This is a genomic window from Bradyrhizobium sp. 17, assembly GCF_023073515.1.
GTDB lineage: Bacteria > Pseudomonadota > Alphaproteobacteria > Rhizobiales > Xanthobacteraceae > Bradyrhizobium > Bradyrhizobium canariense_D.
Map to the genome: position 1 here is coordinate 63,860 of NZ_JADPJQ010000095.1, position 12,758 is coordinate 76,617.

The window sequence follows — 12,758 nt, forward strand, 5'->3', positions numbered from 1 at the left end:
GTGATCAGTTTGAGGAGCACACCCATGTCCACCGCCGAAACGCACCGGCAGATCACCGCGGACGAGATCGCCCACACCTTCGAGGAAGAGGCGACGCCCAAGGTCGATCTCGGCATCTACGCTTTTGAGGACTGGGTCGCGCTGGCGATCTTCTGGGTGATGGCGCTCGCCGTCTTCCTCCAGTTCTTCACCCGTTACGTCCTCAACGACAGCTACGCCTGGACCGAGGAGATCGCGACCTACTGCCTGATCGGCGTGGTCTTCATCGGCTCCTCGATGTGCGTGCGGCTGTCGCGGCACATCCAGGTCGACCTGCTCTATCGCTATCTTCCGCACCTTGTGGCGCGCGCATTGTCGACAGTGATCGATCTGATCCGGATCGTCTTCTTCGGTTACGCCATCAAGCTGGTCTGGGTCTACATCCAGATCATCGGCGACGAATCCATGACCACCATCAATCTTCCCAAGGACTACGTCTATTACGCCGTGCTGGCGGGCTTCGTGCTGATGTTCGTCCGCTCGGTGCAAGTGGCCATACAACATTTGCGGCAGGGCTACTCGATCCTCGAACGTCCCGGCGCCTACGACGGCTTTGAAGGGTAATTCCATGTTGCTGTTGCTTGGAGGCTTCCTCATCCTCATGCTGCTCGGCGTTCCCGTGGCCATCGCCATGGCGGCGTCGTCGCTGCTCTACATCCTGGTCAGCGGCGTGACGCCCGACGTCACGCTGGCGCAGCGCATGATCGCCGGTGTCGAGAGCTTTCCGTTGCTCGCCGTGCCGTTCTTCATCCTGGCCGGCAATCTGATGAACATCGCGGGCGTCACCGGGCGCATCTATAAATTCGCCGTCGCGCTGGTCGGCTGGATGCGCGGCGGCCTCGGCCACGTCAATATCATTGGCTCGGTGATCTTCTCCGGCATGTCTGGCACCGCGATCGCGGATGCCGCCGGTCTCGGTACCATCGAGATCAAGGCGATGAAGGACCACGGCTACTCCACGGAATTCTCCGTGGGCGTCACCGCGGCCTCCGCCACGCTCGGGCCGATCATCCCGCCGTCGCTGCCTTTCGTGATCTACGGCATGATGGCCAACGTCTCGATCGGCGCGCTGTTTCTGGGGGGCGTCATTCCAGGCGTCGTGCTGACGCTCCTGATGATGGCCACCGTCACCTACTTCGCGCACAAGAACAAATGGGGCAGCGATACGCCGTTCTCCTGGCCGCAATTGGGATCGGCGGGGCTCGAGATCCTCGTCGTATTGAGCTTCCCGATGGCTGTCTGGCTTCTGACGGTCGCCGGTCTCTCCACCAATTGGGCAGTTGGTCTCGGCCTGTTCGCGCTGCTCGCGATCGACTGGTACTTCGACTTCTCCGCGGTGATGGCGCTGATGGCGCCGGTGATCCTGATCGGCGGCATGACGCTCGGCTGGTTCACCCCAACGGAAGCCGCGGTCGCCGCCGTGATCTGGTCGCTGTTCCTCGGCCTGGTACGCTACCGCACCATGACGATGAAAACGGTCGCGAAAGCGACTTTCGACACCATCGAGACCACGGCTTCGGTGCTGTTCATCGTCACGGCAGCCTCGATCTTCGCCTGGCTGCTGACGGTGTCGCAGGCAGCCCAGATGCTGTCGGACTGGATGCTCAGCATCACCCACAACAAATGGGTGTTCCTGGCGCTCGCCAACGTCCTGATCCTGTTCGTCGGCTGCTTCATCGACACCACGGCGGCGATCACCATTCTGGTGCCGATCCTGTTGCCGATCGTGCTCAAGCTCGGCATCGACCCGATCCATTTCGGTCTGATCATGACGCTGAACCTGATGATCGGTCTGCTGCATCCGCCGCTCGGCATGGTGTTGTTCGTGCTCGCGCGCGTCGCAAAGCTCTCGGTCGAGCGCACGACGGTGGCGATCCTGCCGTGGCTGGTGCCGCTGATGGTTGCGCTGATCGCGATCACCTACATCCCCGAATTGACCCTGTGGCTACCGAAATACATGGGACTTTCCAAATGACCTCAACTGCTCTCGCCGCAACCCTGTTTGGCCCCGAAGATCTGCGCATGGTCGAGCATCCGCTCGACAAGCTCGCTGAAGGCATGGTGCGCCTCCGTTTCGGCGCCGGCGGCATCTGCGGCTCGGACATGCATTATTTCCGCCATGCCCGGACCGGCGATTTCGTGGTGAAATCGCCGCTGGTGCTCGGCCATGAAATCTCCGGCGAGGTCGTGGAGATCGCGGGCTCCGCGGCAAATCTGAAGGTCGGCGACCGCGTTGCCGTCAACCCGTCGCGCTGGTGCGGCCATTGCGGCGCCTGCCGCCAAGGCCGGCAGAACCTCTGCGAAAATATCTACTTCATGGGCTCGGCCTCGAAGACACCGCACATGCAGGGCGGCTTTGCCAACTATTTCGACGCGATCCCGGCACAGTGCGTGAAGATTCCCGATCATGTGTCCTATCAGGCCGCGGCGCTCGCCGAACCGCTCGCGGTCTGCCTGCACGCCGTCGCGCGTGCCGGCAACATCGATGGCAAGCGCGGCATCATCTTCGGCGCCGGTCCGATCGGGCTTCTGACCATGCTCGCCGCGCGCCGCGCCGGCATGACCGACATCACGGTGGCCGACATCGCGCCGGCGCCGCTGGCCTTTGCGACCCGGCTCGGCGCCTCTCACGTCGAGAATGTCGCAGCCGGCGAGGAAGGCCTGAAGGCGCAGGCCACCTCGCGCCCCTACGATGTCGCTTTCGAAGTCTCGGGCACGGCTGCAGGCCTTGCCAGTGCGATCGGTATCGTCAGGCGCGGCGGCGTTGTGGTGCAGATCGGCAATTTGCCGGGTGGCCAGATTCCGGTGCCGGCCAATGCGGTGATGGCCAAGGAGATCGACCTGCGCGGCTCGTTCCGCTTCGGGCTTGAGTTCATGACGGCGGTGGAGCTGATCGCGGACGGCAGCGTCGACGTGCTGTCGCTGGTCACCGCCGAGCGGCCGCTGTCCACCGCGCCGGACGCGCTGCGGCTGGCGCTCGACCGCTCGCAGAGCGTCAAGGTCGTGCTGACCGCGAACTGATCGGGGAGAATTCTTATGATGCTCGAGGGATGGCGCTGGTACGGGCCGGACGATCCGGTCTCGCTCGACGATGTCAGGCAGGCCGGGGCGAGCGACATCGTCTCGGCGCTGCATCAGGTGCCGATCGGCGAAGCCTGGACACGCAAGGCGGTCGAGGAGCGCAAGAACTTCATCGAGAGCGGCCAACCCGGGCGCTCGCGGCTGACCTGGTCGGTGGTGGAATCGATTCCGATCCCCGACGACGTCAAGCGTCTCGGGGCTAAAGCGACGCGCTCGATCGAGACATGGATCGCCAGCCTGGAGGCGGCTGCCGCGGCCGGCATCAAGATCATCTGCTACAACTTCATGCCCGTCGTGGATTGGTGCCGCACCGATCTCGAATGGGAGCTGCCGAACGGCGCCCGCGCCATGCGCTTCGATCAAGACCGTTTCGCGGCCTTCGAGCTGCACATCCTGAAGCGTCCCGCCGCCGTCCAGGAATACTCGCCCGAGCAGCAGGCCCGCGCGAAAAAACTGTTCGAGCAGATGAGCCAGGCCGATATCGAATATCTCGTCATGGTCATCGCCAGCGCGCTGCCGGGCTCCACCACCGAGCCGTTGACCATCCCGCAATTCCGCGATCGGCTCGAAACATATCGCGACGTCACGCCAAAAATCCTGCGGCAGCATCTCGCCGAGTTTTTGGGCCGCGTCACCCCCGTCGCCGAGCAGCTCGGGGTCTCATTGACGCTGCATCCGGACGACCCGCCGCGCCCGCTGTTCGGTCTGCCGCGCGTCGCGTCCAGCGCCGATGACTATCAGGCGTTGTTCGATGCGGTGCCGTCAAAGGCGAATGGTATCTGCCTGTGCACGGGGTCGCTTGGCGTGCGCGCCGAGAACAATCTTCCCGCGATGGCCGAACGCTTCGGCCCGCGCATTGCCTTTGCGCATCTGCGCGCGACCAAGCGCGAGGCGGATGGCCTGTCCTTCTACGAGTCCGATCATCTCGACGGTGACGTCGACATGGTCGCGGTGCTGAAGGCGCTGCTGAAGGAGAACGCGCGGCGTTCGCCCGGCCAGAAAATTGTGTTCCGGCCCGACCACGGCCATCGCATGCTCGACGATCTCGCGGCCACCAAGCGCACCAATCCGGGCTACACCGCGATTGGCCGCCTCCGCGGCCTGGCCGAGCTCCGCGGCGCGATCCGCGCGATCGAGCATCGATAGAGGCCAAAACTTTATCCATACCGTCATTGCGAGCGCAGCGAACCAAACCAGAATTCCTCCGCGGAAGGACTCTGGATTGCTTCGCTACGCTCGCAATGACGCGGGGGGAGAGGTGCCTCGTCTCAACCTTGTCCCCTTAGGCGCAAAGGCAGAATACGTCCCGGGCACGCGCACAGATTGTCAAAATTCCAGCCATATGCGAAGGTAGCGTCATTCCGTTTTCGATCGACGTATTGCAGCAATAAGCCATTTAGGAGCTTGATGTGAGCATTCTGGTCGAACTTCCTCCCGATCAATATGACCGACGGGCATTTGCAAAATTCAACGAGACATCAACCGGCTTTGATCTCGACATCGCTCGCGCGATGATGTGGATGTCGCAACTCGCCTACGAGACCCATGTGCCGGACACGATCAACAGGGTCTCTCCTTTCTGGGATCTGTCCGGCGTCAAGTTGCTGAGCCAGCCGGCGCATTCGACGCTGCCGCTGACCGACACGCGCGGGATCATCGCGAGCAAGGGTGACGCAACCATTGTCGCCTTCGCCGGCACCGACCCGCTTCATCTCCTGAACTGGGTCAGCGATTTCACGCTTGGCCGACCGAAGGCGCCCGTGCACCAGGGGTTCGTCGATGCGGCGGCGGCCGTGTGGGACGACGTGAAGAGCGCACTGGCGGCAGCGCTGGCGCGCAAATCACCGATCTTCATCACTGGGCACAGCCTCGGCGCCGCGATCGCGGTGGCAACGGCGGACTTCGCGCGGGAGCAGCTCCAGCTCGCGGATGCGCAGATCTATCTTTACGGTTGTCCGCGCGTGGGCCGCGACGATTTCGTCGCCCTCTACAACGGTACGTTCGGCAGGACGACCTATCGTCTCGTGCACGGCACCGACATCGTCCCGACCGTGCCTCCGCCCGGGCTTGGCTTTCATCACGTCGGCCGTTATCTCGCCTGTGCACGCGGCGCCAAATTCAGCGCCAGCCAGCTCACGACGAATGTTGGTTCGGATGAGCCAATGGCGAATGCTGGAATTGGTGAGCAGGTCCGCAATCTCCTCAGCGGCGTATCCGAGAACACGCGGACGGATGTCGTCGGCAGGCTCACGGTGCTGCTGCCGGCAGGGATCGGCGATCACCTGCCCGATCGTTACTGTGCCGCGCTGACACCCGCCTAGACTCCGGTTTTGATGCGTTTTCTTCACGTGAACCGGTCCACTTCGCCCGAAAACGCTCTAGTAGCAAGCCGCCATCGCGCCGAGCTTCGGATAGAGCCGGTCGATCGCGGCGATCTCGCTTTTCATCTGCGCGGTGATCCAGTCGCGGATCTCGGCGGCGATGGGACGCATCGGCCGGTTGCGCGGTGGCAGGAATTCGCAGATGCGGCGTGTGGTGGTGAGCGTGTCGGAGGCGGGCACCAGCGCGCCGGTCAATAGCCAGTGCGAGGCGACCGTCAGCCAACCGAGCGCGATGCCCTGGCCGAGCAGGGCGGCCTGCATCACGACGGCATAGTCCGTGAAGCTCAGCGCCTTGGCCGCACCGCGGCGCCCGGTGAGAAGCGATGCGTAATCCGCGGCCCAGTCGCCCGGCGTCTCGGCGAGCCGAATGATGGTGTTGCCTTCGGCGGGATCGGTTTCGCCGAGATAGGCAGGGCTGCACATCGGCAGCATGACCTCCTTCATCACCAGCGTGCCACCGGATGACGGCTCCTCGCGATCGCGGAAGCGCATGCCGAGGTCGACATTCTCCACTGGTCCGCGCAGCGCGCCGGAGATCAGCTGAAAGCGCAAATCGACCTGAGGAAATTGCTTCTGCAGCTTGTCGATGCGCGGCATCAGCCAATGCGTGGTGAAGGCGGAGGAGACCGACAGTGTCACCGTCTCGGTGCCCTTCCGGCGCCGCTCGATCTCGACCAGCCCGCTTTCGATGCTGCGAAAGCCTTCGAGCACGCGGCGATACAAGAGTTCGCCTTCCTCAGTGAGCACCGCGCGTCCCGCCTTGCGGTCGAATAGGCGAACGCCGAGATGGTCCTCGAACTGACCCAGCATCCGGCTCACCGCAGGCTGGGTGACGTTCAGTTCGGCGGCCGCCGCCGTGAAGCTGCCATTGCGCGCCGCTGCGTCGAAGACGAACAGGGCGTTACTTGAGGGCAGCATCCGGCGCAGCTCGGGCATAACACCATGTTATGACCCAGGTGAGAATTTGGCAATTGCCGAGTTTTGCCAAGTCTGGTGTCATTGGCGTCATAGCCAAAAGACAGGGCCTGCGAGCGAAGATGTTGGTGCGGTGCACGCTTCGACCAGGAGTGCTCAAATTCCTGTCTATAAAGCAGGCTTATGGCGCGCAGTGAAGCACGCCGGCTCAGGACATGGCGAGGTCGATCGTTGGACAAACGAGCGGAAAGCGTCGAGATCAGATCCGCGAGCAAGGCCTATGGCGCCGTTCGTGCCCTCGACGACGTGTCCCTCAATGTCGCCGCCGGCGAGTTCGTCTCGCTGCTGGGCCCCTCCGGGTCCGGCAAGACCACATTGCTCGGCATCCTCGGCGGCTTCATCCTGCCATCGAGCGGAACGATCCTGTTCGGCGGCCGCGACGTCACCTGGATGCCGCCGCACAAGCGCGACATCGGCGTCGTGTTCCAGAACTACGCGCTGTTCCCGCATATGAGCGTCGGCGAGAATGTTGCCTTTCCCTTGCGCGCGCGACGGCTGCCGAAGGCGGCCTGGCCGGATAAGGTGCGCGCGGCGCTTTCGATGGTCGGTCTTGCCGGCTACGAAGAGCGCGGTATCGCGCAACTCTCCGGCGGCCAGCGCCAGCGCGTGGCGCTCGCACGCGCCATGATCTTCGAGCCGCGGCTGATCCTGATGGACGAACCGCTGTCCGCGCTCGACAAGCAACTGCGCGAATCCATGCAGATCGAGCTGCGCGCGCTGCACAAGCGCATCGGCGCCACCATCATCTACGTCACCCACGATCAGCGCGAAGCGCTGACCATGAGCGACCGCGTCGCCGTGATGAAGGACGGCAGGCTGATCCAGATCGACGCGCCCGAGCGCCTGCACGATCATCCCGCGGATTCCTTCGTCGCGAGTTTCATTGGCGAGGCCACGATGCTTCCCGTGCGACGCGTCGATGCCTCCGGCGTTGCGCTCGGCAATGTGCTTCTGCGCAGCGCCCGCGCCATTCCCGACGGGGACGCGCTGATGCTCGCCGTGCACAGCGAAAAACTGCTGATCGACGATGGTGCGCCGGACACCGCCTGCAATCGGCTCACCGGCACGGTCACCGACATCGTCTATCAGGGCGAGAGCCTGCGCATCTTCCTGGCGCTCGCCGATGGCATCGTGCTCAGCCTGCGCCAGGCGAGCTATCACCAGGCCTACAGCCGCATCCCGCCGCTGGGCGGCAGCCTTACCGTGACCCTTCACCCCGAGGACACCATCGTCGTGCCCAGGGTGAGGGACTGAACCCAAGCCTTGTCCAACCGAGAGAAGAAGCCAAAAATGTCGTCAGCAGCCTCGTTCAGCAATTTCAAGGTTCTCACCTTCGACGTCGTCGGCACCTTGATCGATTTCGAGACCGGCGTGCTCTCCGCGGTGCGCCGGATCTCGGGCAAGTCGCCGGCCGAGCTCAGCGACGACAAGATCTTCGAATCCTACAAGCGCGGTCGCGACAAGCACCACGAGCGGTCGAGCGAGGTGATGTTCCATGTCTATCGCTATCTTGCCAAGGAACTCGGGCTGCAGGCCGATGACGCCTCCTGCGACGTGTTCCAGCTCGCGGTGCTGCGCTGGGGACCGTTCCCAGACTCGGTCGAGGCTCTGAAGCGCCTGAGAACCAAATTCCGCCTGGTCGCGATGACCAATGCCGACCGCGTCGCGCTGTCCTGTTACGCGCACGCGCTCGGCAATCCCTTCGACGATACCGTTTGCGCCGACGAGACTGGCGTTGCGAAACCCGATCCGGAGTTTTTCGCCTACAACAAGGGCCGCCAGTCCGCTTTCGGCTACAAGCAGTCCGATATCCTTCACGTCGCGCAGAGCCAGTATCACGACATCGGGATTGCGCGGAAACTCGGCTACAAGGTGTGCTGGATCGAGCGCCGCCAGGGCATGGCCGGTTTCGGAGGCACACCGGCCGTGGAGACGCTGACCAAGCCGGACTTCCATTTTCCGACGTTGAAGGCGCTTGCCGATGCGGCCATCGGGCCGGCGGCGTAAGGCATGAGCGGTGGCATGACACGGGACTGGAAGGCGCTGCCGTCGGCCAACTCGCTGTGGGCCGCCACGGCCGAGCCGGCGCGCGAGTTTCCGGTCGTGTCAGGCGAGCACCAGGCGGATGTGGTGATCATCGGTGCGGGCTACACGGGCCTGTCTGCTGCGCACCACATCGCCAAAAGCGGTTTGTCGCCGATCGTACTCGAGGCCAACCGCCCGGGCTGGGGCGCGAGTGGACGCAATGGCGGCGTGATCACCGCAAAGTTCCGCCTCTCGTTCCGCGAGATCGACGCCGTGCACGGCCGCGCCATGGCGCAGCGCATGTACGGGATCGCGCATGAATCCACTGATACCGTCGAGGAGCTGGTCTCCGAATTTGGCATCACCAGTGCCGCGTTGACGCGCACCGGCCAGGTCAAGGCCGCTCACAACGAGACGACCCTGAAGGCCGCGATCGACGAGGCCAACTGGATGAAGCGCGAGATGGGGGATGCGGAGGTCCGCATCCTCGACAAGGGGCAAGTGCGCGACGAGACCGGCTCCGACATCTTCGTCGGCGGCGTGCTCAATCCCGGCTCCGGCGGCATCCATCCGCTGAATTATCTGCGCGGCCTTGCCGATGGCGTGGCGCGCCGCGGCATCCCGATTTTCCAGGAGTCGCCGGTCGTAAGGCTCCGCCGCGACAACAGCGGCATCGCCGCTGAAACGCCGCAAGGCGCAGTGCGGGCAAAGCAGGCGATCATCGCCACCAACAGCTATTCCGACCTCACCGGCGCGACCGCGAGCATGCAGCGCACGCTGATCCCGTTCCGCAGCGCCATCATCGCGACCGACAGGCTGCCGCGCAACCTCGCGGGAAGCCTGATGCCGACCGGGCGCACCTACACCGAGACCAAGCGCATGATGCGTTGGTTCCGCATGGTCGACAATCGTGTGATTTTTGGCGGCCGCGGCGCCTTCGGCAAGCAGGATTCGGAAACCGCTTTCGACGCGTTGCGCAAGGCGATGGTCGGAATCTTTCCCGACCTTGCCGACGTCCCGCTCGCCTACAAATGGTCGGGCCTGGTCGGGATGACGTTGGACTCGGTGCCGCATATCGGCCGGCTCGACGACCGCACGCTGTTCTCGATGGGCTACAACGGCGCGGGCGTGGCGATGTCGAGCCTGATGGGCCGCTATCTCGCCGCCTTTGTGCGCGGCGAGACGCCAGAGGTCGGGCTGCTCGACGCGAGGCGATTGAAAGCCATCCCGTTCTATCCGTTGCGCGAGCCCGCCGTGCGCATGGTCGCCGGCTGGTACCAGTTTCTCGATGCGATCGGACAGTGACATTTATCTGGAGGAGGCGAGGATGAATACGAATCGGATTTTTGGACTTGGCTACACGCTGGTTGGTGCGATCGCGATAAGCGGCACGGCTGCCAGGGCTGCCGAACAGATCACCTTCGTCTCGCAAGGCGGCGCCTATCAGCAGGCGCAGACGGTGGCGATCCTCGATCCCACGGCAAAGAAGCTCGGCATCACAATCAACCAAGATTCGATTCCCGACGCCTGGCCTGCGATCAAGACGCAAGTCGGCAGCGGCAAGCCGATCTGGGACGTCGTGGATACTCCGACCGGCAACTGCCTGCGTGGGGGCGAGCAGGGGCTGATCGAGAAGCTCGACTTCTCGAAGATCCCGAATGGCGCCGCGATGCCGGAGTCCTATCGCAGCCCCTATTCGGTTTCCTACGAGTTCTATTCCAGCGTACTGGCCTACAGCCAGAAGACCTTTCCGAAGGACGCGCCGAACAGCTGGGCCGATTTCTGGGACGTCCAGAAATTTCCCGGGCGCCGCGCACTGCGCAACCACCCGTTCGCGACGCTCGAGGCGGCACTGATGGCCGACGGCGTCGCGCCCGACAAGCTCTATCCGCTCGACGTCGACCGGGCCTTCAAGAAGCTGGAAGAGATCAAGCCGCACATCACGGTGTGGTGGACCTCCGGCGCACAGTCGGCGCAACTGCTCAACGACGGCGAGGTCGACATGGAGATGGCCTGGAATGGCCGTGTCAGTGCGGTCGCGAAGGAAGGCGCCAAGGTCGCCTTCACCTACAACCAGGGCGTTTTACAAAGCACCTCGCTCTGCATCCTCAAGGGCGCGCCGAATCTCGAGACGGCCGTCAAGTTTCTCAACGAGGCCGTCGATCCCGTGCACCAGGCCAATCTGCCGCTCAATATCGATTACGGCCCGGGCAATCCCAAGGCGTTCGATACCGGCGTGATCAAGCCGGAGCGCGCCGCGCAATTGCCAAGCGAGCCGGCCAATGCGGCCAAGCAGGCCCTGATGTCCTACGCCTGGTGGTCCTCGCCGGCGGGCGAAGCCACCGAGAAGCGTTGGGCGTCGTTCATGCAGAAGTAGGCGAAGCGAGGCCGCGTCGATGACATCCGTGCCGGATCCCTCCCAAAAGCATCAGCGTCGCGAACACGGCCTGATGCTGGCATTGGTGTCGCCGGCGCTGCTGGTGATCTTGGCTCTGATCGTGCTGCCGGTCGGCTGGCTCGCCTGGCAGTCGATCTACCATGACGGCTTCACGCTGGAGAATTATCGCCGCGTCTTCACCGAAGACATCTACTGGCGCAGCTTTGCGCTGACCTTCGAGATCAGCCTCGTGGTCACGGGAATCGCGCTGCTGCTTGGCTATCCCGTGGCCTACCTCGCCAACTCGGTGCCGAAAGGATGGAGCATTCTCATCCTGTCGCTGGTCGTGCTGCCGTTCTGGACCAGTGTGCTGGTGCGCGCTTATGCCTGGCTGGCGCTGCTCCAGCGCACCGGTGTGATCAACCAGCTTTTGCGTTATCTCGAGGTGACGAGCGAACCGCTCGCGCTGGTGCACAACACCTTCGGCACGGTGGTTGCGACGGTACACATCCTCTTGCCGTTCATGGTGCTGCCGCTCTACGCCACCATGCAGAAGATCCCGTCCGACCTCATGCAGGCCGGCGCCAGCCTGGGAGCGAGCCCGTCGCTCACCTTCGTCCGCGTCTTCCTGCCGCTGTCTCTGCCGGGCGTGCTGGCAGGCTGCACCATGCTGTTCGTGCTCTGCCTCGGTTTTTACATCACGCCGGAACTGCTCGGCGGCGGCCGCACGGTGATGGTGTCGATGCTGGTGAGCCGCAATGTCGAGCTATACAACCAGTTCGGCGCGGCGAGCGCAGTCGCCGTCGTGCTGCTCTTAAGCGTGCTCGCGATCTTCTTCGTCGTCAGCCGCTTCATCTCGCTCGATCGCATATTGGGGCAGAAATGACGCGATTGTCACCCGCCCGGATCGCCCTCTATGTGATCAGCGCGCTGGTGCTGATCTACCTGATCCTGCCGGTGCTGATCATCGCGCCGATCTCCTTCTCCAGCGCGCGTTTTCTGACCTTTCCGCCACCGTCGTTCTCGCTGCGCTGGTATCAGCAGTATTTCTCCAACGCGGCCTGGATGCAGGCGACGCGGGTAACGCTGACGGTCGCGCTCCTTACCGTGCTTATCGCAACGCCGCTCGGCGTCTCCGCCGCCTATGCCATCAGCCAGTCGAAGCTGCGGATCATGCGGCTGATCCACATGATGCTGCTGTTGCCGCTGGTGGTGCCGATCATCATCACTGCGGTGGGGATCTTCTTCCTCTATGCCAAAATCGGCTTGGTCGCGACGCTGCCGGGCCTGGTGCTCGCCAATGTGATGCTGGGGCTGCCTTACGTGATCATTTCGGTGCTGGCGGGCTTGCAGAGTTTCGATCCGGCGCAGGAGATGGTCGCACGCAGCCTCGGCATGAATCGCCTGCGTAGCTTCTTCGCGGTGACCTTGCCGCAGATCAAGTCCAGCGTGGTCGCAGGCGGCATCTTCGCCTTCATCTCGGCGATGGACGAGACCATCGTCGCGCTTTTCATCTCCGGCGGCCAGTATCAGCCGCTGACCAAGCGCATGTTCACCGCCCTCCGCGACGAGATCGACCCGACCATCGCTGCCATCTCGACGCTGATGACGGCGGCCTCCTTCGTGCTGGTACTGCTGGCGAGCGCGCGGCAGAAAAAGGGCGGGTGATTTTTGTTCATCGTCCTGGCGAAAGCCAGGAGGTCCTGGCTTCGCCAGGACGACACCGAATGCTTGGCACGAACCTCGCCGTCTCACGCTTTCGCCGCCAGCCACGCCAAAATCATCTCCACGATCTGTGCCCTGCTGTTTGCCGGCACGTCGGCCTCGCTGAGGTCGCGGTCGAATAGGGCACCGATCTGGTTCGGCCAGGTCGTCAACGA

Annotated in this window: 13 protein-coding genes; 11 read left to right on the top strand and 2 right to left on the bottom strand. The window is 63.6% G+C overall.

The window, feature by feature from the left end:
• Nucleotides 1-24: 24 nt before the first annotated feature.
• From IVB13_RS17540 to IVB13_RS17560, 5 genes are all read left to right on the top strand, one after another.
• Entirely contained in the window at nt 25-603 is a 579-nt protein-coding gene (locus IVB13_RS17540; RefSeq protein ID WP_018454000.1) for a TRAP transporter small permease, read from the top strand.
• Between the two features lie 4 nt (nt 604-607).
• A complete protein-coding gene (locus tag IVB13_RS17545; RefSeq protein ID WP_085351941.1) occupies nt 608-2,014 on the top strand; it encodes a TRAP transporter large permease in 1,407 nt (468 codons plus the stop codon).
• The gene (locus IVB13_RS17550; RefSeq protein ID WP_085361528.1) at nt 2,011-3,060 is read left to right on the top strand and encodes an L-idonate 5-dehydrogenase; all 1,050 of its coding nucleotides are present in this window, start codon (nt 2,011-2,013) and stop codon (nt 3,058-3,060) included. The genes IVB13_RS17545 and IVB13_RS17550 overlap by 4 nt, the downstream gene beginning before the upstream one ends.
• Nucleotides 3,061-3,075: 15 nt before the next feature.
• Nucleotides 3,076-4,266, top strand: coding sequence for a mannonate dehydratase (gene uxuA / locus IVB13_RS17555; protein ID WP_204512152.1), 1,191 nt, complete (start codon nt 3,076-3,078; stop codon nt 4,264-4,266).
• 263 nt (nt 4,267-4,529) lie between these two features.
• Complete coding sequence (locus tag IVB13_RS17560) at nt 4,530-5,441, top strand: lipase family protein (RefSeq protein WP_085361526.1); 912 nt, start codon at nt 4,530-4,532, stop codon at nt 5,439-5,441.
• Nucleotides 5,442-5,498: 57 nt separating this feature from the next.
• Here the strand turns inward: IVB13_RS17560 and IVB13_RS17565 are convergent, their stop codons facing one another.
• A complete protein-coding gene (locus tag IVB13_RS17565; RefSeq protein WP_204512151.1) occupies nt 5,499-6,437 on the bottom strand; it encodes a LysR family transcriptional regulator in 939 nt (312 codons plus the stop codon).
• A gap of 210 nt (nt 6,438-6,647) precedes the next feature.
• Between IVB13_RS17565 and IVB13_RS17570 the strand changes: the two genes are divergently transcribed.
• From IVB13_RS17570 to IVB13_RS17595, 6 genes are read left to right on the top strand one after another with little or no spacing between them, the layout of a single operon-like run.
• Nucleotides 6,648-7,730, top strand: coding sequence for an ABC transporter ATP-binding protein (locus IVB13_RS17570; protein ID WP_018454006.1), 1,083 nt, complete (start codon nt 6,648-6,650; stop codon nt 7,728-7,730).
• Between the two features lie 36 nt (nt 7,731-7,766).
• Nucleotides 7,767-8,483 (top strand): HAD family hydrolase, encoded by a 717-nt coding sequence (locus IVB13_RS17575; protein ID WP_018454007.1) that lies wholly within the window; start codon nt 7,767-7,769, stop codon nt 8,481-8,483.
• 15 nt (nt 8,484-8,498) lie between these two features.
• Nucleotides 8,499-9,806, top strand: coding sequence for an FAD-binding oxidoreductase (locus tag IVB13_RS17580; protein ID WP_247295058.1), 1,308 nt, complete (start codon nt 8,499-8,501; stop codon nt 9,804-9,806).
• Between the two features lie 22 nt (nt 9,807-9,828).
• Entirely contained in the window at nt 9,829-10,878 is a 1,050-nt protein-coding gene (locus tag IVB13_RS17585; protein WP_247295057.1) for an ABC transporter substrate-binding protein, read from the top strand.
• Nucleotides 10,879-10,897: 19 nt separating this feature from the next.
• Nucleotides 10,898-11,764: an ABC transporter permease gene (locus tag IVB13_RS17590; RefSeq protein WP_247489888.1), complete on the top strand. Its 867-nt coding sequence runs from the start codon at nt 10,898-10,900 to the stop codon at nt 11,762-11,764.
• The gene (locus tag IVB13_RS17595; RefSeq protein WP_085361521.1) at nt 11,761-12,546 is read left to right on the top strand and encodes an ABC transporter permease; all 786 of its coding nucleotides are present in this window, start codon (nt 11,761-11,763) and stop codon (nt 12,544-12,546) included. Before IVB13_RS17590 ends, IVB13_RS17595 begins: the two co-directional genes overlap by 4 nt.
• Nucleotides 12,547-12,629: 83 nt before the next feature.
• Here IVB13_RS17595 and IVB13_RS40215 read toward each other — a convergent pair whose 3' ends face one another.
• Entirely contained in the window at nt 12,630-12,755 is a 126-nt protein-coding gene (locus IVB13_RS40215; protein WP_256464935.1) for a hypothetical protein, read from the bottom strand.
• Between the last annotated feature and the right edge of the window lie 3 nt (nt 12,756-12,758).